We start from the raw sequence: 25,009 nt of genomic DNA, 5'->3' as shown, positions 1-25,009 counted from the left end.
CCCCGCTCAGTGCGCGACGCGGCCCCGCCGCCAGGCGGTGGAGCGGGTGCCGGCCCGGTGGGGAGCGGCTGCGGGGCGGGGCGTCGCCGCCGAGCGCTCGCGGGCCGCCGCGGCGAGCTGACGCGCAGTGCGGCGGTCGTGCAGGGCTCCGTACAGGGCGGGGGCGAGGAGGAGGGCGGCCACGGCGAGGACGGTGAGGTAGTCGAGGAACGTGTTCATGACTCCAAGATCGCCCCGGCCGCCGGAACCGGACAGTGGCAGGACTGTCATGAAGGAGCGAATTACTGCCACACTGGTGCCATGCTGAAGAACGTGGCCGTGGCGCTCGTCGACGGAGTGACGCCCTTCGAGTTCGGGATCTTCTGCGAGGTCTTCGGGATCGACCGCGGCGACCAGGGGCTGCCCGTGTACGACTTCGCCGTCTGCGCCGCCGAGGAGGGCCCGCTGACCATGGCGGACGTCGGCTTCACCATCACACCGCCGTTCGGGCTGGAACGGCTGGAGGAGGCCGACCTGATCTGCCTGCCCGCCGACCGCCGGGCGCCGGTACGGGGCGACTACCCCGAGCCCTTCCTCGACGTCCTGCGCCGGGCCGTGGACCGGGGCGCGCGGGTGCTCAGCGTGTGCAGCGGCGCCTTCGTGCTCGGCGCCGCCGGGCTGCTGGACGGGCGGCGCTGCACCACCCACTGGCTGCACGCTCCGGCGCTGATCCGCCGTTACCCCGCGGCCCTGGTCGACCCGGACGTGCTCTACGTCGACGAGGGGCCGGTGATCACCGCCGCCGGGACCGCCTCGGGCATCGACGCCTGCCTGCACGTGGTCCGCCAGGCGCACGGCGCCGAGGTGGCCAACACCATCGCCCGGCGGATGGTCGTACCGCCCCACCGCGACGGCGGCCAGGCCCAGTACATCCAGCGGCCGCTCCCCCGCACCGCCTGCGACACGGTCGGCGAGGTGATCGGCTGGACGGCCCGGCACCTGGACGAGGAGATCACCGTCGAGCAGCTGGCGGAGCGGGCCCACATGTCGCCCCGGACCTTCGCCCGCCGCTTCCTCCAGGAGACGGGGACCACCCCCTACCAGTGGGTGCTGCGCCAGCGGGTGCTGCTGGCGCAGGAGTTGCTGGAGTCCACCGACGACACGGTCGACGCCATCGCGGGCCGCAGTGGCTTCGGCAACGCGGCGGCGCTGCGCCACCACTTCCTTCGGACCTTGGGCACCACCCCGAACGCCTTCCGCCGCGCCTTCCGCGGCCCCCGCGCGGCGGCCTGACCCCCGGGGCCCCAACGGCCGGTGAGAGTTCGTGACTTGACATTCGGGAGCCGCCGGTCTGGCCGCGGTCCGGCCGCGGTGATGTCATCCGGGTGCACCGCGCAGGGCGTGGCGCGCCCTGCGGGACCCCCCACACGAAGGCCCCGCTCCGGTTGCCGGAGCGGGGCCTTCGTACGGGTGGAGGTGCGGCGCGCGGGCCGTCAGTCGTTCGGGACGACCTCGTAGCGCGGGGTGTTCTCCGCCATCTGCCGCAGGGCGTCCTTGCGGTCGCGCTTCGAGAGGCGGTCGATGTACAGGTACCCGTACAGGTGGTCCGTCTCGTGCTGGAGGCAGCGCGCGAAGTAGCCCGTGCCGCGGACCTTGATCGGGTTGCCCTGCGCGTCCTGGCCGGTGACCTCCGCGTAGTCCGGGCGGGCCAGGGAGGCGTAGGCGGTCGGCACCGACAGGCAGCCCTCGTTCGAGTCGTCCAGCACGCGGGATCCGGCCGGCAGCTCGACGAGCTTCGGGTTGACCACGACGCCGGTGTGGCGCACGCCGTCGTCGTCGGGGCAGTCGTAGACGAAGACCTTGGCGTCCACGCCGATCTGGTTGGCGGCCAGGCCCACGCCCTCGGCGGTCTTCTGGCTGGCGAACATGTCGTCGATCAGCTGCGCCAGCTCGTCGCCGAACTCGGTGACGTCCTTGCACTCGCGGTGCAGCACCGGGTTGCCGACCACCGTGATCGGGCGGGAGGTACCGCGCTCGCGGTGGGCGAGTTCGCGCGCCTCACAGTCCTCGGTGTCCACGACGTACCCCTCGTCGTCGATCGGGGTCACCTGGTTCTCCTGCTGCGCCATGTCCGCCGTACGCCTTCCCTCAAGTCCGTGGTGTGCCCGTACAGCCTACGGCCCGGGCTCAGCAGACTTCCTCGAGATCCCGCCACTCCCGGCTGTCGGGGCTGTCGGCGACCCAGCCGTCGAGGAGCCCGCGCACCAGGCCGGCCGGCGCGGCGATGCCGCATTCGCGCTCGGGGACCCACAGCGAGCCGGATCCGGCGGTGCGGTGGCCCAGCGGGCCGGGGTGGCCCGGTTCGCTGTGGTCGTGCGGGTCGACGTGGTCGCCGTTGTCCTCGCCGCTGGGCATCGGGCTCTCCGAGCAGGTCCGGCACAGCAGCCGGACCGAGGAGGACCAGTCCTCGGCGGCGAAGCCGGCGTCCGAGGCCAGCTGCTCCAGGGCGTCGCGGTCGGCCTCGGTGGCCGCCTCCAGCAGCACCACCCAGGTCGGCACCGGCGAGGGCGCCCACAGCTCGATCTCGTCGAAGACCGGGTACGCGGGTCCGGCGGCGGTGATCCGCTCGCCGTTCGGCACCCCGTCGTGCAGCACGACCTCGCCCCAGCGCCGCCCCGAGGAGGGCAGCGGGATGGACAGCACCTCCATGCGGGCCGGATCGAGCCTGCGGCCCCACACGACCTCGGCCTCCCCCTCGGGGGACAGCCGCACGGCGGCGCTGCCGAGTTCCATGCCGACGGGCTCGCCGGTCCCCGCCGTGCTGTGCGGGTCACCGGGCACCTTCAGCCCGTACGCCTGCCAGGCCCGCCGGGCCAGCGGCCAGTCCTGCAGCGCGGTCGCGGCGATCCCGACGTTCCACCAGTCCGGTGCGCCCGCCTCCCGGTCGAGCAGGGCCACGGCGCGCAGCCCGGCGGCCCTGGCCTGCTCCCAGTCGTGCCGGAACTTGTGCAGCAGGGCCAGGTTGAACCAGGATTCGGACAGCCAGGGCTCCAGGTCCGCCGCCCTGGTCAGCAGCGCACCCGCGTCCTCGTACCGACCGTCACCGATCAGCGTGAACGCCCGGTCGGTGGCCTGCCGCCACGAGGCGGACGGCCGATGCCGTACCTTCCCGAAGATCCTCACGATTCCCGCCTGCCGGTCCAACGGTGCAGCCTTGCGGGCACCCTCACGGACACTCTTACTGCATCCAACCATGCCCGCTCGGACGGCCGCTCATTACCCATGGGTTACCCCGGCGGAACGGGTACGACTCCGCCCCGCCCGCCCCTGGCCAGAACCCTCGCCAGGGACTCCACGACCTCCGGCTGGTAGTCGCGGCCGGTGCCCAGGCGCAACTGCTCCAGGGCGGCCAGTGAGCCGCCCGGGTGACGGCTGCCGCCCGCCAGGTCGTCGTACGCGTTGACCGCCCGGACGATCCGGGCGGCGACGGGCTGCTCGCGGTACGGGTCCGCCTGGCGTTCCACGATCACCGCGACCTCCGCCGGCACCCCGGTCTGGCGGGCCACCTCTCCGCCCAGCTCGGCGATCCGGCGGGCCTCGGCGGCGGGCAGCTCCGCGGTGGCTCCGGCGGGGACCGGGTCGACGAGCGAGAGCTGGCCGATGTCGTGCATCAGCGCGGCGTACTCCAGCACCGTGAGCTCCCGCTCCGACAGTCCGAGCTCCCGGCCGACCGCGCAGCTCAGGGCGGCGACCCGGCGGGCGTGCCCGGGCGCGGTGTACCCGGCGATCTCGGTGGCGCGGGCGAGGGAGGTGATGGTCTGGCGGTAGGTCGTGCGGACGGCGGTGATGCGGTGGAAGGACATCTGGGTCAGCAGCAGCGGCACGCACAGGACCGGCAGGGCCCACAGGCCCGCCACGGCCACGCCGAGGGCCATCACCACCCCGGTGGCGCAGATCGCCGAGCCGACGCCGAGCAGGGCGCGCAGCTCGTCGCGCAGCAGGGGCCCGTACGGCCACCCGGTGCGGGCCCCCGCCGAGGCGGCTGCGAGCACGGCGTCGCACAGGGCGGTGAGGCCGAGCAGGAGCAGCAGGAACAGCACGAGGTACGGGCCCTGCCCGATCCGGTCGCCGAGCCGCCCGGAGTGGTGGAGCGGCTGGAAGCAGACGGCGGCGAAGGCCACGGTGAGGACGCGGCGGGCCACGTGGTCCAGGGCCGGGCCGTGGCCGCGGGCGATGTGCGGGACGATGCCGGCGAGGGCGGCCGCGACGACGACGGCGACGGTCTGGAGCACCCCGTGGTGGGTGGGGTGGCCGGCGTTCTGCCCGAGCAGGGCGTAGGCCAGGGCCCCGGCGGAGCCGAGCGGTGCGGGCTGGCGGTCCTGGGCGGGGAGGTGCCCGGCGCCGTCGGTGGAGCGGCCCGGTCGGGGGTCGCGGCGGGCGAGTTCGCCGAGCGTGACCAGGGTGCCGAAGGCGAGGGCCGTGCCGGGCTCGACGACGCCGGTCCACAGGGTGTGGGCCAGCCCGGCGGCCGTGAGCACGCCCGCGGCCGCGCGTACGGCCCATACGGCGACGGCCCTCACCGGCCGCCCCCGGCCGGGTCGCGGGCCGCCCCGCCCTGGGTGGGCATCGCGGCCGGCCCCGGCTGCGGTGCGGCCGGGGCAGCCGGGGCAGCCGGGGCGGCCGGGATGACCTGGAGGTCCGCGTCCGAGGTCACCACCGGGTGCCAGCCGTGCCGGCCGATGGCGTCGACGAGGGCCCGCACCATCGCCGGGTCGTACTGCACCCCCGCACAGCGCTCCAGCTCCGCCAGGGCGGTCTCCACGGGCCGGGCCCGGCTGTAGGAGCGGGTCGAGGTCATCGCGTCGAAGGAGTCGGCCACCGCCACCACACGGGCCAGCACCGGGATCTGCTCGCCCCGGAGCCCGTACGGGTACCCGCGGCCGTCGACCCGCTCGTGGTGGTGCAGGATCGCGGACCGGGCCTCCCCGAGGAATCCGATGCCCCGCACCATCTCGTGCCCGTACTCGGGGTGCAGTTCGATGATCCGCCGCTCCTCGGGCGTGAGCGGTCCGTCCTTGCGCAGCAGCCGGGTCGGCACGCCCAGCTTGCCGACGTCGTGCAGGATCCCGGCGATCCGGACCACTTCGAGGCGGTCGTCGCCCATGCCCAGCTCGCGGGCGATCATCGCGGAGGCCTGGCCCACCCGCTCGCTGTGTCCGCGCGTGTAGCGGTCCTTGATGTCGACGGCCTGGACGAGGGCCCGGATCGTGGCCCGGTGCGCGGCGCGCTCGCGGTGGTACTGGGCGAACACCCAGCAGGAGACGTACATCGGCAGCAGGACGAGCAGCGCGGCCGGCACCCCGTAGGGGCTGCGCCACATCACGGCCATCATCAGGCCGGCGAGCCCGTGCACGCAGTGCGGGACCAGGGAGCGGGCGGCGGTGCCCCGCCAGGCGGTGGCGGCGGGCCGGCCCTCGGCGGCGGCCAGGACGGCGGCGTCGAGGGCGGTGAGCACCAGGCAGAAGACGACGGCGGCGACGGCCGCGGGGAGCATCGCGTACGGGAAGCCGGCCACCCGGGCGGCGGGGTCGGTGCCCCGGCCGCCGAGCAGCCCGTACGCCTGCCCGGCCGCCCACGCCGCCGTCGTCTGCTGGGCGGCGTGCCAGACCCGGCGCACCCCGGCGGGCCGCTGCACGACGCTCTGGGCGAACCCGCCGGGCAGGGCCACGAGCGCGGCGGCCGACGGCGGCAGCAGGAACACGGCGGCCATCACCACCGGGAAGAAGCAGCCGGCCCCCTCGGGGGTTCGGCGGCCCGGGAACGGCCGGGTCCGCACCAGCTCGCAGCCGAGGTAGAGGAGGGCCAGCAGGGCCACGGCCGGCCAGGGCGTCGAGGCCCCGGCGAGGAGGGCGGGGGCGGCGCAGGCCGCGGCGGCGAGGACGGCGGCGACGACGCAGGCGCGCGCCGTCGGCGGAAGTACCCGCATGGCGCTCTCCTCCCGCAGGGGTCCTACAGACCGGGTACCGGATCGAAGCGGTACCGAGAGGGGGAGAATAGGTCGGCCCCCGAACGGAGCGGGGCACATTTTCGCATTGCGCCGTACGGACGCCCCCGGATTAGCACCTTCGGGTGAACGAAGTCGGTTTCCGGGGGCGGCAGTTCAGCGGTGGGTGAAGCCGGCTCTTCAGCCGGCCGGCGGCCCGGCGGTGATGTCACCCTCGGGCACGGCCTGACCCGAACGGATCAGTTCGATCCGTCCCATGACCTTGGAGCGGAGATCGGTCGGCACGTCGTCCGACCCGCAGCAGCGCTTGACCAGCTTCTTCACGGCCTGTTCCAGGCCGTACTTCTCCAGACAGGGATTGCACTCGCCGAAGTGCGTCTCGAACTTCGTGCAGTCACTGTCGGGCATCTCGTGGTCCAGGAACTCATAGAGATGGTCCAGGACCTCGGCGCACTCCGTCTCGTGCGGCTCTCCGCAGCTCATGAGCCCGAGCCTTTCAGGTCGTTCGACTCTCCCGCGCCGGCGGGAACCAGCCCGCGCTCACGGGCATAGTCCTCCAGCATTCCGCGGAGTTGACGGCGCCCACGATGCAGCCGCGACATGACCGTACCGATGGGTGTACCCATGATGTCCGCGATCTCCTTGTACGCAAAGCCCTCTACGTCGGCAAGATAGACCGCGATGCGGAACTCCTCCGGAATGGCCTGCAGCGCTTCCTTCACATCGGAATCCGGCAGGTGGTCGAGCGCCTGCGATTCGGCGGAACGCAAACCGGTCGACATGTGCGACTCGGCGCGCGCCAGCTGCCAGTCCTCGATCTCCTCCGCGGCGCTGCGCTGCGGCTCACGCTGCTTCTTGCGGTAGGAGTTGATGAACGTGTTGGTCAGAATGCGGTAGAGCCACGCCTTGAGATTGGTGCCCTCGCGGAACTGGTGGAAGGACGCGTACGCCTTCGCGTACGTCTCCTGGACCAGGTCCTCGGCGTCGGCCGGGTTGCGCGTCATGCGCAGCGCGGCGGAGTACATCTGGTCGAGGTAGCCGAGGGCGTCCCGCTCGAAGCGCGCGTTGCGCTCCGCGGTCGTCTCCTGTGCCTGGCCTTCGTCGGTCCCAGCGACAGGACCCACCTCCTCCGACAGCGTGGCGGCTCCGAAAGCGGATCCGCTCGAATCGGAGAATAGTCGACCATCCCGGCCCTCCGCCGCCCGAAGCGAGCCGCGCTTGGGGGCGGGCAGTACCGTCCAGTCCAGGTCAGCGGCCTGCGGACGGTTCTGGCTGATGACCTGGGTCATGCGCTCCCTCTCCTCCGACGTATTTCCCCTGCGTTCCGACACTCCCCACAACAGGCGGCCCCGGCAGCGCATTCCCGGGCGCGCCAAGGGGTTCGGGGATCCGCCGGGGGCCGCGCGGGGCGGGTGAGCCGGGTCACTCCGGAATCTGTCAGGTCCCGGTCCGGGCGGGGCGACGGCGGGCCGGAACCGGGCTCAGCCGATGAGCCGGGCGAGCCACGGGGCCACCGCGCCGGTGATCACCGCGAGGGCCTCCTCCTGGGTGGGTCCGGCCTTCTTCGGCACCGTGAAGCCGTGGTCGCCGAAGGGCACCTCCGTCAGTTCGTACGCCCCTTCGGGGAACTCCCCGGGCCGCCCGAACGGGTCCCGGCCGCCCTGGACCACCAGCGTCGGCAGCCCGGCGCCCAGCAGCTCCGCGGCGCGGGACCTCTCGGGGCGGCCCGGCGGGTGCAGGGGGAAGGCCAGCGCGAGCACCCCGGCCGCGCCCAGCGCGGCGGCGGTCCGGCAGGCCACCCGGGCCCCGGCGCTGCGCCCGCCGGCCACCACGGGCTGCCCGGGCCGTTCCAGGGCGGGCCACAGGGCGCGCCAGCCCTCGTCCAGCACCTTGGGCGCGGCGGCGACCTTCTTGCCGGCGACCCGCCAGGGCTGCTCGACGAGGGCCACGGTGACGTTCCGGGCGGGCAGGGCGGCGGCCAGGGCCTGGAGGTCGCGGGCCTCGATGCCGCCGCCGGCTCCGTGGCCCAGGGCCAGCACGAGCCGGGCGGAGGGGGCGGCGTGCCAGGTGATCCGGGCCTCGCCGGCCGGGGTGTCGACGCTCTCGGTGCGCGGGGTCATGGGCCCATCCTGCCGGGCGGGCGGCCCGCCCCGGCCGGTGGGACACGGCCGGAGGCGGTCCGGCGATCCCGGGCGGGCGACGCCGTGCGCCGACCCACCGGGGAGGCGGGACAGCCGTCAGAAGAGCGTGCCCTCCTCCGGCGCGGCCAGTTCGCCGAGCAGCTCCGGCCCGTTGTTGCGCACGTTGCTCACGGCCGTGGAGACGGGGTAGGCCCGCATCAGCCCGCCGGGCGGGGGCGCCAGCAGGTCCCGCAGGCCATGCTCGTCGGTGCGGGCGGGGTCGAGCCAGGCGTCCCAGCGGTCGGGGGTCAGCATCAGCGGCATGCGCGGGTGGATCTCCGAGAGCGAGCGCGGTCCCTCCGCGGGCGCGACCCCGAGCGGGGTGGTCTCGGCCTCGGCGGTGATCACCGAGCAGGTGGCCCACCAGGCCCGCGGGTGGTCGGCGGGCAGGGTCGCGTCGCGCCAGAACTCGTAGATCCCGGCCATCGCGAAGACGGAGCCGTCGGCGGGGAGCACGAAGTAGGGCTGTTTGCGGGCCCGCTTCTTCCTGCCCTCGACCTCCAGCTGCCGCTCGTCGTGCGCGGTGACCCACTCGTAGTACCCGTCGGCCGGGACGATGCAGCGGCGCTGTGCGAAGGGGCGGCGGAAGGAGGGCTTCTCGTGCAGGGTCTCGGACCGGGCGTTGATCATCCGGGCCGCGCCCTCGGGGTCCTTCGCCCAGGAGGGGACCAGGCCCCACTTCAGCGTCCGCAGCTGGCGAACCGGACGCGGGTCGCGCGCGTCTTTGAGGGGACGGTCGAGGACGACGTGGACCTCCTTCGTCGGCGCCACGTTCCAGTCGGGGGCGAGGGTCTCGCTCGGCTCCCACCGCTCGATCCCGAATATCCCCGCCAGCTCCTGGGGCGTCCGACTCGCCGCAAACCTTCCGCACATGGCTGACACACTGCCATGGCACCGACCCCCGACCGCAAGGAGCCAGCCACTCCATGGACAGCAGCACGACAGCCGGCCTGTGGGACCGGCTCACCGGAATACAGGCGCCGGCCCCCTGGTGGCTGGTGGTGGTGACGGGCCTGGCCGCGCTCGCGGCCGTCGCGCCCCGGGCGCTGTGGCTGCCGGCCCGCAACGCGATCACCATCGCGCACGAGGGCGGCCACGGGCTGGTGGCCCTGCTGACGGGGCGCAGGCTCTCCGGGATCCGGCTGCACTCCGACACCAGCGGGGTCACCGTCAGCTGGGGCAAGCCGACCGGGCTCGGGATGGTCCTGACCCTGGCCGCCGGCTACACGGCGCCCGCGCTGCTGGGTCTGGGCGGGGCGGCCCTGCTGTCGGCGCACCGCGTCACGCTGCTGCTGTGGGCGGCGACCGCGCTGCTGGTGGCGCTGCTGGTGATGATCCGCAACGCGTACGGGCTGCTGACGGTGGTGCTGACCGGCGGGGCGTTCCTGCTGGTGTCCTGGCTGGCCCCGGCAGCCGTGCAGGCGGCGTTCGCGTACGCGGTGGTCTGGTTCCTGCTGCTGGGCGCGGTGCGTCCGGTGTTCGAGCTCCAGGCCAAGCGCCGGCACGGCGGCGCGCCGGAGTCGGACGCCGACCAGCTGGGCCGGCTCACGCACGTCCACCCCGTCGCCTGGCTGCTCATGTTCCACACGGTCACCCTGTGCTGCCTCATCGGCGGCGGGCGCTGGCTGCTCGCCCTCTGAGACGGCGCCCCGATCCAGATCGGGGGCGGTGGGGAGCCACTAAAGTAAGGGCCATGACCGAGACCCCCGCGCTCCATGACCTCTGGCCCGCTCCGCTCGCGGACGGGGCCGTCCACGCCACCGTCACCGTGCCGGGGTCGAAATCGGTCACCAACCGGGCCCTCGTGCTCGCCGCCCTCGCGGCCGAGCCGGGCTGGGTGCGCCGGCCGCTGCGCTCCCGCGACTCCCAGCTGATGTCGGACGCGCTGCGCGCGCTGGGCGTCGGCATCGAGGAGACCGTCTCCTCCAGCTCCGCCGACGGCGACAGCGGCGAGGCCTGGCGGATCATCCCGGCCGCCCTGCACGGCCCGGCCACCGTCGACGTGGGCAACGCGGGCACGGTCATGCGCTTCCTGCCGCCCGTGGCCACCCTCGCCGACGGCGACATCCGCTTCGACGGCGACCCGCGCTCCTACGAGCGTCCGCTCGGCCAGGTCATCACCGCCCTGCGCACCCTCGGCGCCCGGATCGACGACGACGGCCGCGGCGCGCTGCCGATGACCGTCCAGGGCGGCGGGGCCCTGGAGGGCGGCACGGTCGAGATCGACGCCTCCAACTCCTCGCAGTTCGTCTCGGCGCTGCTGCTCTCCGCCCCGCGCTTCAACCAGGGCGTGGAGGTCCGGCACGTGGGCGGCAACCTGCCGTCGATGCCGCACATCCGGATGACCGTCGAGATGCTGCGCGCGGCGGGCGCCCAGGTCGACACCCCCGAGGCCGGCGGCGAGAAGGACGTGTGGCGGGTGACGCCGGGCGCGCTGCTCGGCCGCGACATGGTCGTCGAGCCCGACCTGTCGAACGCCCAGCCCTTCCTGGCCGCGGCCCTGATCACCGGCGGCACGGTCACCGTCCCGGACTGGCCGCGCCGCACCACGCAGCCCGGTGACGCGCTGCGCCGGATCTTCACCGAGATGGGCGGCTCCTGCGAGCTGACCGACGCGGGCCTGGTCTTCACCGGCACCGGGAAGATCCACGGCATCGACGTGGACCTGAGCGAGGTCGGCGAGCTGACCCCGGGCATCGCCGCGGTCGCGGCGCTGGCCGACTCGGAATCGGTCCTGCGCGGGGTGGCGCACCTGCGGCTGCACGAGACGGACCGCCTGGCGGCGCTGACGGCGGAGATCAACGGCCTCGGCGGCGACGTCACCGAGACCGCCGACGGGCTGCGCATCCGTCCGCGCCCGCTGCGCGGCGGTGTCTTCCACACCTACGACGACCACCGCATGGCCACCGCCGGCGCGGTGATCGGCCTGGCCGTGGCGGGCGTGCGGGTCGAGAACGTGGCGACGACCGCGAAGACCCTGCCGGACTTCCCGAAGATGTGGGCCGACATGCTCGGTCAAGCTCCGCGAGGCACGACGGGAGCGGGAGCGTAGGGGCCCGCCATGCGCAGGTACGGCAAGCACACCGACGAGGACGACATCCGCCAGCGCCCGAACCCCAAGGGCAACCGGGCCAGGACGAGCATCCGGCCCAAACACGAGGACGCCGCCGACGGCTTCGTCCTCACCGTGGACCGCGGCCGGCTGACCTGCCTGGTCGAGGACCGCAAGATCACCGCCATGAAGGCCCGCGAGCTGGGCCGCAAGGCGGCGGTCGTCGGCGACCGGGTGTCGCTCGTCGGGGACCTGTCCGGCAAGAAGGACACCCTCGCGCGGATCGTGCGGATCCAGGAGCGCAGGTCCGTCCTGCGGCGCACCGCGGACGACGACGACCCGTACGAGCGGGTGGTCGTCGCCAACGCCGACCAGCTGGCCATCGTCACGGCGCTGGCCGACCCGGAGCCGCGGCCCCGGATGATCGACCGCTGCCTGGTGGCCGCGTACGACGCCGGGCTGGAGCCGCTGCTGGTGCTCACCAAGTCCGACCTGACCTCCGCCGACAAGATCCTGGAGATCTACGCGACGCTCGGCGTGAACTACGTGGTCACCAACCGCGAGGAGCTGGCGGTGGGCGACGCCGCCGAGCGGGTGCGCGAGCGCCTGGAGGGCCGGATCACCGCCTTCGTCGGCCACTCCGGCGTCGGCAAGACCACCTTGGTGAACTCGCTGGTCGGTGCGGGCCGCCAGCGCGCCACCGGCCACGTCAACGCCGTCACCGGCCGGGGCCGGCACACCACCACCTCGGCGCTGGCCCTGCCGCTGCCCTCCGGGGACGGCTGGGTCATCGACACGCCGGGCGTGCGCTCCTTCGGCCTGCACCACGTGGACCCGTCCCGGGTGGTCCTGGCCTTCCCGGACCTGGTGCCGGGGACCGAGGAGTGCCCGCGCGCGTGCAGCCACGACGAGCCCGACTGCGCGCTCGACCAGTGGGTGGAGGACGGTCACGCGGACCCCGCGCGGCTGTACTCGCTGCGGCGTCTGCTGGAGACCCGCGAGCGGCGCGAGGGCGACTGAGGCGCCCCGCGGGCAGCGGGCCGGCCATCGGCGGGGTTTGCCCCGGGCCGCGTCTGGTAAATGCATAATCGCACCAAGTGACGCCGAGTCACCTGACGCGGGGAGGCATACGCCATGGCGTGGCTGCTGGTCGTGGTCGCCGGGTTCCTGGAGACGGGTTTCGCGGTGTGCCTCAAGCTGTCGCACGGGTTCACCCGGCTGTGGCCGACGATCGCCTTCGCGTGCTTCGCGCTCGGCAGCTTCGGACTGCTGACCCTGGCGCTCAAGAAGCTGGACGTGGGGCCGGCGTACGCGGTGTGGACGGGCATCGGGGCGGCCGGGACGGCGATCTACGGCATGGTCTTCCTCGGCGACCTGGTCTCCACCCTCAAGCTCGTCTCGATCACGCTGGTGATCCTCGGCGTCATCGGCCTCCAGCTCTCCGGCTCGGCGCACTGAGCAGCCCCAGCAGCTCCGCCCCCGCCGCCGGCTCCTGGCCCGGCTCCCCCGGCGCGACCACGTAGGACAGCGCGATCCGTACGGCGAGCTCGCATCGGCGCGCCGGCTCCTGCGGCAGCGCGGCGGCGGCCCGGTCGCGGGCCGCCCGGGTCAGCTCCCCCGGCCCGAGCGCCTGCCGGCTCCCCGCGGCGGGCGGCGCCGGCAGGGCCGGCCCCCAGGAACCGGTCAGCAGGGCCCGTACGAGAGCCCGCGCGCGGGCCGCCCGTACGGTCCACTCGGCGACGGCGGCGAGCCGCTCGGCGGAGCTGTGCGCGGCCGGGGCGGCCAGCGCGCCGTCCACCCCGTCCAGGTACCAGTCGGCGGCGCGCCGCACCAGGGCCCTGCCCAGGCCCGCCTTGCCGCCGAACTCGTTGTAGAGGGTCTGGCGCGACACTCCGGCGGCGGCCGCGACCTCGACCATCCGCACCGCCGGCCAGGGCCGCGCGGCCAGCGCGGCCTCGGCCGCCCGCAGCAGGGACTCACGGGCCGTCGCCATCGCCACCTCCCCGCGGGGATCGCCGTCCGGGCCTCCCGCCAGAGTTGACGGGCCGCCAGATCCTGTCAAGGGCGCGTCCCGGCCGCACTGTGGACCCCGTTCGCCGGGGGGCGGCGGTCTCGGTACTGTTCGGCCATGTCCACGTATGCCGATGACCTGCGCCTTGCCCTCGAACTCGCCGACGCGGCGGACGCCGCGACGATGCAGCGGTTCCGCGCCCTGGACCTCCAGGTCGAGACGAAGCCGGACATGACCCCCGTGAGCGAGGCCGACAAGGCCGCCGAGGAGGTCGTGCGGGCCGGCATCCTGGCCGCGCGGCCCGGCGACGCGATCCTGGGCGAGGAGTACGGGCTCAAGGGCGAGGGCCCGCGCCGCTGGGTCGTGGACCCGATCGACGGGACGAAGAACTACGTGCGCGGCGTGCCCGTCTGGGCGACGCTGATCTCCCTCATGGCCGAGGGCGGGGACGGGGTGTTCCGCCCGGTCGTCGGCGTCGTCTCGGCCCCGGCGCTGGGCCGGCGCTGGTGGGCCTCGCAGGGCGGGGGCGCCTTCGCGGGCGGCGCGCTGGGCGAGCCGTCCGGGCCGATCGGCGTGTCGAAGGTGGCCTCTCTGGGCGACGCCTCGTTCGCGTACTCCTCGCTGAGCGGGTGGGAGGAGCAGGGCCGGCTCCCCGGCTTCCTGGACCTGACGCGCGCCTGCTGGCGCACCCGGGCCTACGGCGACTTCTGGCCGTACATGATGGTCGCCGAGGGTTCGCTGGACCTGTGCGCCGAGCCGGAGCTGAACCTGTGGGACATGGCCGCCATCGCGGTCGTGGTCCAGGAGGCGGGCGGCCGGTTCACCAGCCTGGACGGCGTCGAGGGCGTGGACGGCGGCAACGCGGCGGCGTCGAACGGGCTGCTGCACGAGGAGATGCTCGGCTTCCTCAACCGCGACGCCTGAGCCGGCGCGCGTACGGGCGCCCCCGCGCGGCGCCCGTACGCGCCGAGCGTGCCCCCTTGATGACTTTCCGTGTGCGTGGGAATCTGAGGATCCCCCCGCTTGTGCGCTTGTGAACGGCTTCTCTAAGTGGAGGCCCACCACGCACCGCACCGACCCGGCGGGGGCTCACCCCAGGAGGTGGCTCCCTTCATGCTCGTCCGCGACGCCATGAGCACCGTGATCCTCACCCTCGGCCCCGCCCACTCCCTGCGTCAGGCGGCCTGCCTGATGTCCGGCCGGCGCGTCGGCGCGGCCGTCGTCCTCGATCCCGACCACAGCGGCATCGGCATCCTGACCGAGCGCGACATCCTGAACTCGATCGGCGCGGGCCACGACCCTGACCGGGAGTCGGTGGGCGCCCACACCACGAACAACGTCGTCTTCTGCACCCCCGACGCCACCGTGCAGGAGGCCGCGGAGGCGATGGCACACGGCGGGTTCCGGCACCTGATCGTGCTGGAGGACGGCGGCCCGGTGGGCATCGTCTCCGTACGCGACGTCATCCGCTGCTGGGTTCCGGCCCGCCGGGCCGTGCCCGCGTAGACCGGAGGGCCGGACCCGTCGGGGTCCGGCCCTTCAGCCCCGGCAAGGGAGCCTCAGCCGCGCAGGGCCTGGACCGCGACCTCGAGCCGCTTGCCGAAGTCTCCGTCCGCCTGACGGAAGTTGTCGATCGCACGCTCGACGATGTCGTCACGGGAGACCTTGGCTATGAAGCCGGACAGGTTCTCGATCAGACGGGTCTTCTCCTCCTCGGAGAACAGGCGGTAGAGGTTGCCGGCCTGGACGAAGTCGTCGTCCTCGGCGTGCGACGGCGTGGCGTGGTTGCCCGTGCCGCCGGTCACCGGGGTGGACTGCCACAGCGCGCGGTCCGTCTGGAAGGGGCCGCCGAAGCTGTTCGGCTCGTAGTTCTTCGCGCCCTTGTGGCGGCCGTCGTAGAGGAAGCCGTCACGGGAATTGGTGCGCGCCTCGGTGGCGTGCGGGCGGTTCACCGGCAGGTGGTCGGCGTTGATGCCGACGCGGTAGCGGTGCGCGTCGCCGTACGCGAAGAGACGGCCCTGGAGCATCTTGTCCGGGGACGGACCGATGCCGGGGACGAAGTGCGCCGGGGAGAAGATGGACTGCTCGACCTCGGCGAAGACGTTCTCCGGGTTGCGGTTGAGCTCCAGCTTGCCGATCTCGATCGGCGGGTAGTCCTCGTGCGGCCACACCTTGGTGAGGTCGAACGGGTTGAAGCGGTAGTCCGCCGCCTCGGCCGCCGGCATGATCTGGACCTGCACGGTCCAGGTCGGGAAGTCGCCCCGCTCGATGGACTCGCGCAGGTCGCGCTGGTGGGAGTCCGGGTCCTCGCCGGCGAGCCGGTTGGCCTCGGCCTGGGTGAGGTTCTTGATGCCCTGGTCGGTCTTGAAGTGGTACTTGACCCAGAAGACCTCACCGGCCTCGTTGTTCCACTGGAACGTGTGCGAGCCGTAGCCGTTCATGTGGCGGTAGGACGCCGGGATGCCGCGGTCACCGAACAGCCAGGTCACCTGGTGGGTGGACTCGGGCGACAGGCCCCAGAAGTCCCAGACGTTGTCCGGCTCCTGCGAGCCGGTGTACGGGTCGCGCTTCTGGGTGTGGATGAAGTCGGGGAACTTGATGGCGTCCCGGATGAAGAAGACCGGGGTGTTGTTGCCGACGAGGTCGTAGTTGCCCTCTTCGGTGTAGAACTTCAGCGCCCAGCCGCGCGGGTCACGGCGCGCGTCGGCGCCGCCGAGGCTGTCGGCGACGGTGGAGAAGCGCAGGAAGGTCTCGGTCTGCTTGCCGACCTCGGAGAGGAACTTGGCGCGGGTGTACCGGGTGACGTCGGCCGTCACCGTGAAGGTGCCGTAGGCACCGGCACCGCGGGCGTGCACCACGCGCTCCGGGATGCGCTCGCGGTTGAAGTGCGCGAGCTTCTCCAGCAGGAGCTGGTCCTGGACCAGAACCGGGCCGCCGGGACCGGCGGTCTCGCTGTTCTGGTCGTCGGCGACCGGCGCCCCGGCCTCCGTGGTGAGCGGTCCCTGCGTCACGTGCGCCTCCTGCGTCATTCCTGCGTGTCCTGTCCTCGCCGTGTGTTGTACCTGATCCTACGATGGACTTTGTCTAAGTCAAGCGCACATCCAAGTCCACACCGGTTCGGGATCTGCACCGAGTCCCCGCTGTTAGGCTGGCGTGTATGAGTGACCTGCTGGAACGACTTCGCGGACGCGGCTGGCGCATGACGGCCCAGCGCCGCGTCGTGGCCGAGGTGCTCGACGGTGACCACGTTCACCTGACGGCAGACGAGGTGCACGCACGCGCTGTGACCAAACTGCCGGAGATTTCTCGAGCCACGGTCTACAACACCTTGGGCGAGCTGGTCTCGCTCGGCGAGGTCCTGGAAGTCTCGACGGACCGGCGTGCCAAGCGGTACGACCCGAACGCCCACCGCCCCCACCACCACCTGGTCTGCGCCCAGTGCGGTGCCATCCGGGACGTGCACCCGGCGGGCGACCCGCTGGCGGACCTGCCCGACGGCGAGCGCTTCGGCTTCACGGTCTCGGCGGTCGAGGTGACCTACCGCGGGGTCTGCCCGAACTGCGCGGGCGCCTAGACACGACGCGGGACACGACGCGGGAAGGGCGGGAGGCTCCGGGCCTCCCGCCCTTCCCGCATGCCGTCTTCGCGATCAGAAACGACTCGAGGCCCGGATCCAGGGGATCCGGGCCTCGGGCCTTCAGTAGCGGGGACAGGATTTGAACCTGCGACCTCTGGGTTATGAGCCCAGCGAGCTACCGAGCTGCTCCACCCCGCGTCGGTAAACCCGACTCTACGGGAGGCCACCCGGCAGATGCAAATCAGTTGGCCGGCGCCCCGCACGGGGCGTTCAGGCGGACAGCTCCTCCGCCAGCGCGTCGCGCAGCCGGGCGGCGCGCTCGGACACCTCGGCCGGCCCCAGCTCCATGGCCCGTACGCACCACTTCTGCCCCTCCGCCAGATCGCCGTGCCGGGCCGCGAGCAGCCCCAGCCGCAGCGCGGCCCGGCCGTGCCCGGCCACCGCCGCGCGGGTCCACCACAGGGCCGCCTCGGGCTCGTCGCCCTCGCGGGCCAGCAGCAGCCCCAGGTTGAAGGCGCCGTTGCGCGAGCCCGCCTCGGCCGCCTCCCGGTACCACCGGGCGGCCACCGCGAGGTCGCCCCGGGCGGCGGCGAGCATGCCGACCCGCACCTGGGCCCGCCGGTGGCCCTGCTCGGCGGCACGCTCGTACCACTCCTCGCTCTCGGTGCGGGCCGCGCCGCCGACGGGCTCGCCGAGGGCCACCGGCTCCGGCGGCGGGGCCAGCGACTCCAGCAGGGACGCCAGGCGGAACGCCGCCTCCGCGCTGCCGCCGCCCGCCGCGCACCGCAGGTGCCGCTCGGCGGCCCGCTCCTCGCCGTCGCGCACCAGGGCGATCCCGACCTGGAGCGCGGCGTCGGTGTGCCCGGCCGCCGCGGCCCGCTCGTACCACTTCAGCGCGGAGCGGTCCTCGTCGCGGCTGGCGAAGAGGATCCCGAGGTTGAAGGCGGCGTCGACGCTGCCCGCCTCCGCCGCCTTGGAGAACCAGGGCTCGGCGCCCGCCGCGTCCCCGGCCTGGAGCAGCATGATCGCGAGCGCGTTGGCGGCCTCGCGGTGGCCGGCGTAGGCCGCCCGCCGGTACCACTGCTCGGCCTGCGCGGTCCGCTCCTGGGCGGCACAGAGGAGGGCGAGGTTGTAGGCGCCGTTGTGGTCGCCCGCGTCCATCGCGACCCGGTACCACTTCTCGGCCGTCTGGGTCTCGCCGCGGGCCGCGTGCAGCGCGCCCAGGGCGTTCGCCGCGTTGCCGTCGCCGTCCTGTGCCGCCCGGTGCCACCAGGCGGCCGCGCTGTCCTCGTCGCCGGCGTCGCGCAGCAGGAAGCCCAGGGCGCACGCCGCCCGGGCCTCGCCCTGCTTGGCGGAGCTCAGGTACCAGCGGCCGGCCTCCTTCAGCTCGCCGCGCGCCTCCAGCAGGGCGCCCAGGTGCAGACCGGCGCGCCGGTGTCCGCGCGCGGCGGCCTGGCGGTACCACTGCTCGGCCTCGGCCGGGTCGCCCTTGCGCAGATGGCGGGCGAGCCGGTACGCGGCCTCGCGGTGCCCCTGCTCGGCGGCGGCCCGGTACCAGCGCTCGATGCCCTTGTCCCCCCGGTGTTCCAGCAGGTCGGCCAGGCCGTACGCGCCCAGGGCGTGCCCGGACTCCGCCGCCTGGCGCAGCCAGTACTCGGCGGCGGGCTCGTCACCGCGCTCGCGGTAGTGGCGTCCCAGGGCGTGCGCGGCGGGGGCGGAGCCGGCGACGGCGGCGACCCGCCACCAGCCCGCGGCCTCCTCGGGGTAGCCCCGCTGGAGGAGCAGGACCCCGAGGTTGTTGGCGGCGGCGCGGTCGCCGGCGGCGGTGGCGCCGCGCAGGTAGGGCTCCGCCCCGGCGAGGTCGCCGCGGCGCAGCAGCAGCGCGCCGAGCACGCTCATGGCGCCCGGGTCGCCCTTGTCGGCGGCCACCCGGTGACGGGCCTCCAGCTCGGCGTCGGTGGCGCCCTCGGCGTCCCCGAACGCTTCTGCCGCGAAATCCGCATCGGTCAGTGCGGTCTGCGCGTTAACGGTCGGAGCGGCCTTGCCCGTTCCCGTGCCCGACTCGGCCTCCGCCCTCACAAACCGCCCTGTCTCCAGCAGAGTTGACCTGTCCCCCATAAATCCCATCGTCGCATCACCTGCTACCCGCGTACACCTGGTATGTCGCAGCCAGTGAGGTCACTACAGCGTTTTGTCGACATGCCCACAGAGAGACAAGTCAAACACGCTCATACCCCAACTCACCCGCCCCAGTGACCCCGTGTCCCCCAGCCGCGCCCGTTCGGCGGCTCCGGACATGACGAAGGCCCGGATCCCATGGGATCCGGGCCTTCGTCTTCAGTAGCGGGGACAGGATTTGAACCTGCGACCTCTGGGTTATGAGCCCAGCGAGCTACCGAGCTGCTCCACCCCGCGTCGGTGAAACCACAGTATCACGACGCGGGACGGAACCGTTACGGCGTTGTCCGCACCGCCTACCCGGCCGGCTTGGGCGCCGTCAGCTTCGCCTCGGCTTCGACCGCCCGCTTCAGCGCCGCCTGGAGGTCGCTCTGCGCCTTGCCGTACGCCGCCCAGTCGCCCGCCTTCATGGCCTTGTCGGCCTCCTCGACGGCCTTCTGGGCGTCGGCGAGGGCCGCCTTGACCGTCGGGTCCTGCGCGGTCGGCGGGGTGTTCGGGTTCGTCGGGGTGGTCGGCGGCGTCGGCGTGGTGGGCGTGGTCGGGGCCTCGGCTCCGAAGACCACGCTCAGCGCCTTCTCCAGGGTGTCCTCGAAGGCCGTCTGGCCGCCGTAGGTCACCAGCACCTTGCGCAGCAGCGGGTACTTCAGCCCGGAGCTGCGCACGTACACCGGCTCCACGTAGAGCATGCCGCCGTCCATCGGGACCGCGAGCAGGTTGCCGTACTCGATCTCCGAGTCGCCGCCGCGCAGCAGGCGGATCGACTCGGCGATCTTCGGCTCCGACTGGAACTTGCTCTGGACCTGGCCGGGGCCGTCCGGCGGCTTGCTGGTCGGCATCTTCAGGATGCGGATCTTGCCGTAGTCCTTGGTGCCGGGATCGGCGTTGACCGCCATGAAGGCGCTCAGGTTGGGCCGCTCGTTCGGCGTGAAGGTCGTCGTGAGCGAGAAGACCTGGTCCTTCTCCGGCTGGCCCGGCATCTTCATCGACAGGTAGTACGGCGGAACCGCCGTACCGGCCTTGGTCGTCGGGTCGTCCGGGACGGCCCAGGCCTCACTGCCGCTGAGGAAGGTCTGCGGGTCCGTGACGTGGTAGCGGGTCAGCAGCTCGCGCTGGACCTTGAAGAGGTCCTGCGGGTAGCGCAGGTGGTCCATGAGCGGCTTGGAGATCTCGCTCCTCGGCTTGACCGTGCCAGGGAAGGCCTTCATCCAGGTCTTCAGGACCGGGTCCTTGGTGTCCCACTGGTACAGGTCGACGGTGCCGTCGTAGGCGTCGACCGTGGCCTTCACCGAGTTGCGGATGTAGTTGACCTGGTTCTCCTGCGCCACCACCGCGCGCTGGCTGTTGGTCAGCGAGTCCGCGGTGCTCTGGCCCAGCGTGGTCCGCGAGGCGTACGGGTAGCCGTTCGTCGTGGTGTAGGCGTCGACGATCCACTTGATGCGGCCCTCGACGACGGCCGGGTACGGGGCCCCGTCGATGGTCAGCCAGGGCGCGACGGCCTCGACGCGGTCCTTGGGCGTGCGGTTGTAGAGGATCCGCGAACCCTCGCCGATGGCGCCCGAGTACAGGATCTGCGGCTCGCTGAAGGCGAGCGCGTACGCGGCCCGGTTGACGGGGTTGTCCAGGTTGACCCCGGAACGGCCCTCGTAACTGGTCTCCTTCTCGCCCCTGTCGTCCGAGTAGTCGAGCTCCTTCTGCGGACCGCCGACGATCGAGTACTGCTTCGTCTGCTCGCCGTAGTAGATGCGCTGCTCGAAGTCCGTGCCGAACATGCCCTTCGAGGGCAGGTCGGACTGGGTGAAGTCGGGGGCGCCGTCCTTGACGGTGGTGCCCTTGGCCGCGACCACGCCGTAGCCGTGCGTGTACTTGAAGTGGTCGTTGATCCAGTTGTTCTTCGGGATGCCGCCGATGTTCAGCTCGCGAAGCCCGATGACCGTGTCCTGGCCGTCGTACCGGTCGACCGCCAGCGTGGACGGGAAGCCGTAGTAGCCCTTGACCTGCTGGAGCTGCTGGAAGGCCGGCGAGACGATGTTCGGGTCGAGGAGGCGCAGGCTGGCCGTGCTGTCGGCCACCGGCCGCAGCTTGGTCCGGTCCTCGGTCTGCGGCACGCCCGGGTACTCCCCGACGTCCGCTCCCTCGATGCCGTAGGCGTCGCGCGTCGCCTTGATGTTCTTCTCGACGTACGGCGATTCCTTGGCCTGCTCGTTCGGCTGGACCTGGAACTTCTGCACGATCGCCGGGTACAGCCCGCCGATGAGGATCGCGGAGAGGACCATCAGGCCGAAGCCGATGACCGGTAGCTGCCAGGTGCGCCGCCACAGGGTGGCGAAGAACAGCACCGCGCAGATCGCCGCGATGGCGACGAGGATCGTCTTCGCCGGGAGGTAGGCGTTGGCGTCGACGTAGCGCAGGCCCGCCCAGTTGTCGGCGGCCTTGAAGTCGCTGGACTTCACGGCGAGGCCGTACCGGTCGAGCCAGTACGCGAGCGCCTTCAGGGTGACGAAGAGGCCGAGCAGAACCGACAGGTGCCCGGTCGCCGCGGCGGTGGCCCGGGCGCCCGGGCTGGTCACGCGCAGTCCGCCGTACAGGTAGTGCACGACGACGGCGGCGATCACCGACAGCACGACCGCGGCGAAGCCGAAGCCGAGCAGGAAGCGGTACCAGGGCAGGTCGAAGGTGTAGAACGACACGTCCAGGTGGAACTGGGGGTCCTTCTTGCCGAAGGGCACCCCGTTCACGTACATCAGCCAGGTCTTCCACTGGCCGGCCGCCGACGCGCCCGCGATCAGCCCCACGATCACGGCGATGGCGAGGAGCAGCCACTTCTTGTACGGGGCGACGCTCATCCGGTAGCGGTCGAGGCTCTGCTGCTCCATCGACATCGCGCTGAGCGGCGGCCGCAGCCGGTGCGCCAGCCAGATGTTCAGCCCGACGGCAGCGGCCATCAGCAGGCCGAACACCGCGAAGAGCCCGATCTTGGTCCACAGGGTGGTGGTGAAGACCGAGGAGTACTTGACGGAGCGGAACCAGAGCCAGTCCGTCCAGAACCCGGCGAACATGACGAACGCCATCGCCAGGACGGCAAGGACGCCCAGGGTCGTCAGAAGAGTCCGGGCACGCCGGGACGGGCGGCCGACTCTCATCCGTGGCCCGGAGGGGCCTCCGCCGCGGTCCGGCATCTGGAAAGCCAAGGTGCGCACCTCGAAAGTCGCTGTGTCTGGTCCTGGGCCCACGATCGTAGGGCCCACCCATGCAACTTACTGAGGCTTTAGTCAGTTCCCGGTATCGGGGGGAAAGGAGGCAGGATGTTGTCCATGTCCAACCTTTCGCCCTCCCCAGGCACCCCCATGGCGGCCGGTCCGCTCACCCGCGCCGTCCTCGAGATCGACGAGTACGCCTCCACCCTCGGCTGGGACAAGCCGGCCCGGCTGTTCGCCCTGGTCGACACGGCCCGGCTGCGCAGGCAGGAGCCCCGGCTCGCGGGGCAGCTCGGCCTCGACCAGGACGACACCGGCAAGAGCCAGCTCACCCCCATCGAGCAGGAGGAGGTGCCGGCCGGGACCCCGCTGGACAAGTTCCTGGGGACCATCGCCTGGCCCGACGCGGTCGTGGGGTGCGCGCTGACGGTGGAGCGGCTGATGCTGCCGCCGTCCGCGGAGGCCTCCGTACCGGCGGGGCTCAGCGACAAGCAGCTGACCCAGTGGGTCGCCGACCACCCCGAGCGGCAGGAGGTCCGCCTGACGGTGGGCGTCCTGCGCGACGGCTCGCGCGAGTCGGCCGTACGGCTGCGCGACAAGGACTCCTCGAGCGAGGTGCTGACCGGCGCGGGCCTGGTGCCGGGCCTGGCCGAAGCGCTGGCGGCGACCTTCCTCGGCTAGACGGCCCGGCGGCCGGGCCGCCGGCGGGGGCGGGGGCGGGGCGCGGTCAGGACGCCGAGCACTTCGGCAGTCCGGCCGTGTCCCCCTTGCCGATCTTCTCCAGGGCCTTCGTGGCGTCGCCGATGGTCGAGACCTTCACCAGGGTCAGGCCGTCGGGCGTGTGCGAGGCGGCGGAGGCGCAGTTCTCGGCCGGGGTGAGGAAGTACTCGGCCCCGGCCTTGCGGGCGCCGATGGTCTTCATCTGGATGCCGCCGATGGGGCCGACCTTGCCCTCGTCGTCGATGGTTCCGGTGCCGGCGATGAACTTGCCGCCGGTGAGGTCCTCGGGGGTGAGCTTGTCGACGATGCCGAGGGCGAACATCAGGCCGGCGCTCGGGCCGCCGACGTCGGCGAGCTTGATGTCGATCGGGAACGGGAAGGTGTGGTCGGTCCCGGCCCGGATGCCGACGATGGCGTGCCCGTCGTCCTCCGCCCTGCCCGCGGTGATGGTGACCTTCGACGTGGTGGTGGGCTCGCGGTTCGCCTTCTCGGCCTCGGCGGCCTCGGGGGCGGGCACGATGGTGAACACGACGGGCTCGCCGGGCTTGTGCTTGGTCACGAGCTTGGCGACGTCGCCCGGGGCGGTGACGGCGGCGCCGTCAACCTCCCTGATGACGTCCCCGGCGTGCAGTTTGCCCTCGGAGGGGCTGCCCTTGACGACGGTGGAGACGACGACGCGGGCGGAGACCGGGATGCCGAGCTGCTTGAGGGCGGCCACCTTGGCGCTCTCCTGCGACTGGCTGAACTCCTCGGCGTTCTCCTGCGTGGATTCCTTGTCCGTCTTGCCGTTCGGGTAGAGGTTCTCGTGCGGCACGACGATGTTGTCGTCGGCCAGCCAGCCGTACACCGCTTCCAGCAGGTTCATGTCGTAGTCGGCGCCGGTGACGCGGACCGTGGTCATGTTGAGGTGGCCGCTGGTGGGGTAGGTCTTGTGGCCCCCGATGTTGAGGACCGGCTCGCCGCGCGAGTCTCCCAGCGTGTTCACCGTCGGGCCCGGGCTCATCTCGGAGTAGGGGACCTTGATGAAGACGCCCGCGCAGAGCAGCGCGAACAGCACGAGGAAGGAAGCGAGCATCGTCGCGGTGCGGCGTGGCATGGACCGACAGTACGGGACGGCCCGACCGGGCGGCCCGTGGGGCCGGTCCGTACGGGGCCCGCGGGCGGAACTCTCACGGGATTCTCAGCCGGGGCCTGGTCAGCGGGCCTGTCGGGGACGGGAGGGGACTCACGGGACGCGTCAGACGGCGTCGGAACCGGAGTGTGCCTTTTCGTTCGTCCCGGACCGGTCGGCGCGGTCCATGGCCTCTCGGAACCTGGCGTAACCGGCCAGCTCGGATATGTCGCCCTGGGTGCGGTCGCGCGCCGCCCAGCTGCCCCATATCGCGGCCCCGATGGCGGCGAACAGCGGAATCAGCAGCCACACCAGTGATGCCATGGACGTGCCTCCCTGCCCCGAAAGTGCGTGTCGTTGGTGGCTTCAACGCTCGTGCCCGGGAGGGGGTTACGCAAATCGAGGGCGTGTTGCGCGGCCGAACGGGGGTGAGGCTACTCCCTGCGGGTGAGGGGCCGGAACCCGGCCCCCCGGTGGGGCGTACCGCCTGGTTCAGCAGGCGCCGACCCACTCCTCGGTGCCGTCCGCGAAGGTCTGGTGCTTCCAGATCGGGACCTCGTGCTTGAGGTCGTCGATCAGCATGCGGCAGGCCTCGAAGGCCTCGCCCCGGTGCGGGCAGGAGACGGCGACGACCACGGCCAGGTCGCCCACGGCCAGGTCGCCGATGCGGTGCACGGCCGCCAGGGCGCGGACCGGGTACTTCGCCACGACACGGTCGGCGATGCGGCGCATCTCGGCCTGGGCCGTCGGGTGGCAGGAGTAGCCGAGCGAGTCGACGTCGGCGCCCCCGTCGTGGTTGCGCACCGTCCCGACGAAGAGGGTGGTGCCTCCCGTGGAGTCGTCGCCGACGGCCTGGAAGACCTCGTCGATCGAGAGCGGGGTCTCACGGATCTCGAGCAGCCGGATGGGGTCCTGAGCGGCCTGCTCGCCGGGGTGGTCGAAGTGCGGTGCCATGGTCCCCATCGTGCCCTAGCCGCCGGTACGGCGGAATAGCCGTTTCGCC

The 25,009-nt window shown here is 72.7% G+C and carries 25 protein-coding genes and 2 tRNA genes; 9 read left to right on the top strand and 18 right to left on the bottom strand.

Going from position 1 to position 25,009, the window contains the following annotated elements; translation table 11 throughout:
- Positions 1-6: 6 nt before the first annotated feature.
- Complete coding sequence (locus ACZ501_RS08745) at positions 7-219, bottom strand: hypothetical protein (RefSeq protein WP_361603516.1); 213 nt, start codon at positions 217-219, stop codon at positions 7-9.
- Between the two features lie 81 nt (positions 220-300).
- On the opposite strand from ACZ501_RS08745, the gene ACZ501_RS08740 reads away from it, so the two are divergent.
- The gene (locus ACZ501_RS08740) at positions 301-1,272 is read left to right on the top strand and encodes a helix-turn-helix domain-containing protein (protein ID WP_361603519.1); all 972 of its coding nucleotides are present in this window, start codon (positions 301-303) and stop codon (positions 1,270-1,272) included.
- Positions 1,273-1,472: 200 nt separating this feature from the next.
- On the opposite strand, the gene def is transcribed toward ACZ501_RS08740, so the two are convergent.
- The 8 genes from def to ACZ501_RS08700 all read right to left on the bottom strand — a co-directional run bounded on the left by def (position 1,473) and on the right by ACZ501_RS08700 (position 9,036).
- Complete coding sequence (gene def, locus ACZ501_RS08735) at positions 1,473-2,108, bottom strand: peptide deformylase (protein WP_361603522.1); 636 nt, start codon at positions 2,106-2,108, stop codon at positions 1,473-1,475.
- A gap of 58 nt (positions 2,109-2,166) precedes the next feature.
- Positions 2,167-3,162 carry a tetratricopeptide repeat protein gene (locus tag ACZ501_RS08730; protein ID WP_361603525.1) on the bottom strand — a complete coding sequence of 332 codons (996 nt, stop codon included), beginning with the start codon at positions 3,160-3,162 and terminating at the stop codon, positions 2,167-2,169.
- Between the two features lie 104 nt (positions 3,163-3,266).
- Positions 3,267-4,559 (bottom strand): HD-GYP domain-containing protein, encoded by a 1,293-nt coding sequence (locus ACZ501_RS08725; RefSeq protein ID WP_468793489.1) that lies wholly within the window; start codon positions 4,557-4,559, stop codon positions 3,267-3,269.
- Complete coding sequence (locus ACZ501_RS08720) at positions 4,556-5,965, bottom strand: HD-GYP domain-containing protein (RefSeq protein ID WP_468793486.1); 1,410 nt, start codon at positions 5,963-5,965, stop codon at positions 4,556-4,558. Before ACZ501_RS08720 ends, ACZ501_RS08725 begins: the two co-directional genes overlap by 4 nt.
- Before the next feature lie 198 nt (positions 5,966-6,163).
- Positions 6,164-6,466 (bottom strand): mycothiol system anti-sigma-R factor, encoded by a 303-nt coding sequence (gene rsrA / locus ACZ501_RS08715; protein WP_361603531.1) that lies wholly within the window; start codon positions 6,464-6,466, stop codon positions 6,164-6,166.
- Entirely contained in the window at positions 6,463-7,107 is a 645-nt protein-coding gene (locus tag ACZ501_RS08710; RefSeq protein WP_007266438.1) for a sigma-70 family RNA polymerase sigma factor, read from the bottom strand. The genes rsrA and ACZ501_RS08710 overlap by 4 nt, the downstream gene beginning before the upstream one ends.
- A 357-nt stretch (positions 7,108-7,464) precedes the next feature.
- Positions 7,465-8,103, bottom strand: coding sequence for an alpha/beta hydrolase family protein (locus ACZ501_RS08705; protein ID WP_361603534.1), 639 nt, complete (start codon positions 8,101-8,103; stop codon positions 7,465-7,467).
- Between the two features lie 117 nt (positions 8,104-8,220).
- Complete coding sequence (locus ACZ501_RS08700; RefSeq protein ID WP_361603537.1) at positions 8,221-9,036, bottom strand: SOS response-associated peptidase; 816 nt, start codon at positions 9,034-9,036, stop codon at positions 8,221-8,223.
- Positions 9,037-9,089: 53 nt separating this feature from the next.
- Here ACZ501_RS08700 and ACZ501_RS08695 point away from each other — a divergent pair, with 53 nt between their 5' ends.
- From ACZ501_RS08695 to ACZ501_RS08680, 4 genes are all read left to right on the top strand, one after another.
- A complete protein-coding gene (locus tag ACZ501_RS08695; protein WP_361603540.1) occupies positions 9,090-9,803 on the top strand; it encodes a M50 family metallopeptidase in 714 nt (237 codons plus the stop codon).
- Positions 9,804-9,856: 53 nt separating this feature from the next.
- Complete coding sequence (gene aroA / locus ACZ501_RS08690; RefSeq protein ID WP_468793483.1) at positions 9,857-11,215, top strand: 3-phosphoshikimate 1-carboxyvinyltransferase; 1,359 nt, start codon at positions 9,857-9,859, stop codon at positions 11,213-11,215.
- A gap of 9 nt (positions 11,216-11,224) precedes the next feature.
- The gene (gene rsgA, locus ACZ501_RS08685) at positions 11,225-12,235 is read left to right on the top strand and encodes a ribosome small subunit-dependent GTPase A (protein ID WP_468793480.1); all 1,011 of its coding nucleotides are present in this window, start codon (positions 11,225-11,227) and stop codon (positions 12,233-12,235) included.
- A 114-nt stretch (positions 12,236-12,349) separates the two neighbouring features.
- Positions 12,350-12,673: a DMT family transporter gene (locus tag ACZ501_RS08680; protein WP_351879369.1), complete on the top strand. Its 324-nt coding sequence runs from the start codon at positions 12,350-12,352 to the stop codon at positions 12,671-12,673.
- On the opposite strand, the gene ACZ501_RS08675 is transcribed toward ACZ501_RS08680, so the two are convergent.
- Positions 12,639-13,208 carry a TetR/AcrR family transcriptional regulator gene (locus ACZ501_RS08675; protein WP_362459816.1) on the bottom strand — a complete coding sequence of 190 codons (570 nt, stop codon included), beginning with the start codon at positions 13,206-13,208 and terminating at the stop codon, positions 12,639-12,641. The genes ACZ501_RS08680 and ACZ501_RS08675 overlap by 35 nt on opposite strands.
- A gap of 135 nt (positions 13,209-13,343) precedes the next feature.
- On the opposite strand from ACZ501_RS08675, the gene hisN reads away from it, so the two are divergent.
- Positions 13,344-14,150 carry a histidinol-phosphatase gene (gene hisN / locus ACZ501_RS08670; RefSeq protein ID WP_361610815.1) on the top strand — a complete coding sequence of 269 codons (807 nt, stop codon included), beginning with the start codon at positions 13,344-13,346 and terminating at the stop codon, positions 14,148-14,150.
- A 189-nt stretch (positions 14,151-14,339) separates the two neighbouring features.
- Entirely contained in the window at positions 14,340-14,732 is a 393-nt protein-coding gene (locus tag ACZ501_RS08665; protein WP_361610817.1) for a CBS domain-containing protein, read from the top strand.
- Positions 14,733-14,785: 53 nt separating this feature from the next.
- On the opposite strand, the gene ACZ501_RS08660 is transcribed toward ACZ501_RS08665, so the two are convergent.
- Complete coding sequence (locus tag ACZ501_RS08660) at positions 14,786-16,255, bottom strand: catalase (protein WP_468793478.1); 1,470 nt, start codon at positions 16,253-16,255, stop codon at positions 14,786-14,788.
- 128 nt (positions 16,256-16,383) lie between these two features.
- Between ACZ501_RS08660 and ACZ501_RS08655 the strand changes: the two genes are divergently transcribed.
- On the top strand, positions 16,384-16,800 hold the full coding sequence (locus tag ACZ501_RS08655) for a Fur family transcriptional regulator (protein ID WP_361610820.1): 417 nt from the start codon (positions 16,384-16,386) through the stop codon (positions 16,798-16,800).
- Between the two features lie 127 nt (positions 16,801-16,927).
- Here the strand turns inward: ACZ501_RS08655 and ACZ501_RS08650 are convergent.
- The 4 genes from ACZ501_RS08650 to ACZ501_RS08635 form a co-directional block, all read right to left on the bottom strand.
- Positions 16,928-17,001, bottom strand: a tRNA-Met gene (locus ACZ501_RS08650).
- Between the two features lie 72 nt (positions 17,002-17,073).
- Positions 17,074-18,930, bottom strand: coding sequence for a tetratricopeptide repeat protein (locus ACZ501_RS08645; RefSeq protein ID WP_468793475.1), 1,857 nt, complete (start codon positions 18,928-18,930; stop codon positions 17,074-17,076).
- Between the two features lie 214 nt (positions 18,931-19,144).
- Positions 19,145-19,218: transfer RNA gene (locus tag ACZ501_RS08640), tRNA-Met, on the bottom strand.
- Positions 19,219-19,277: 59 nt separating this feature from the next.
- Positions 19,278-22,157 (bottom strand): UPF0182 family membrane protein, encoded by a 2,880-nt coding sequence (locus ACZ501_RS08635; protein WP_361610527.1) that lies wholly within the window; start codon positions 22,155-22,157, stop codon positions 19,278-19,280.
- A gap of 126 nt (positions 22,158-22,283) precedes the next feature.
- Here ACZ501_RS08635 and ACZ501_RS08630 point away from each other — a divergent pair, with 126 nt between their 5' ends.
- Positions 22,284-22,856, top strand: a complete 573-nt coding sequence (locus tag ACZ501_RS08630; RefSeq protein ID WP_361610520.1) for a PPA1309 family protein — start codon at positions 22,284-22,286, stop codon at positions 22,854-22,856.
- Between the two features lie 46 nt (positions 22,857-22,902).
- On the opposite strand, the gene ACZ501_RS08625 is transcribed toward ACZ501_RS08630, so the two are convergent.
- The 3 genes from ACZ501_RS08625 to ACZ501_RS08615 all read right to left on the bottom strand — a co-directional run bounded on the left by ACZ501_RS08625 (position 22,903) and on the right by ACZ501_RS08615 (position 24,960).
- Complete coding sequence (locus tag ACZ501_RS08625; RefSeq protein WP_468793473.1) at positions 22,903-23,991, bottom strand: YlbL family protein; 1,089 nt, start codon at positions 23,989-23,991, stop codon at positions 22,903-22,905.
- A gap of 141 nt (positions 23,992-24,132) precedes the next feature.
- Positions 24,133-24,330 (bottom strand): hypothetical protein, encoded by a 198-nt coding sequence (locus tag ACZ501_RS08620; protein ID WP_361610523.1) that lies wholly within the window; start codon positions 24,328-24,330, stop codon positions 24,133-24,135.
- A gap of 168 nt (positions 24,331-24,498) precedes the next feature.
- On the bottom strand, positions 24,499-24,960 hold the full coding sequence (locus ACZ501_RS08615; RefSeq protein WP_361610525.1) for a molybdenum cofactor biosynthesis protein MoaE: 462 nt from the start codon (positions 24,958-24,960) through the stop codon (positions 24,499-24,501).
- Positions 24,961-25,009 lie beyond the last annotated feature (49 nt).

Source organism: Streptomyces sp. NPDC034085, from assembly GCF_055575555.1.
Note: the sequence above shows the minus strand (reverse complement) of the source record. Positions and strands in the feature narration are given on the sequence as shown.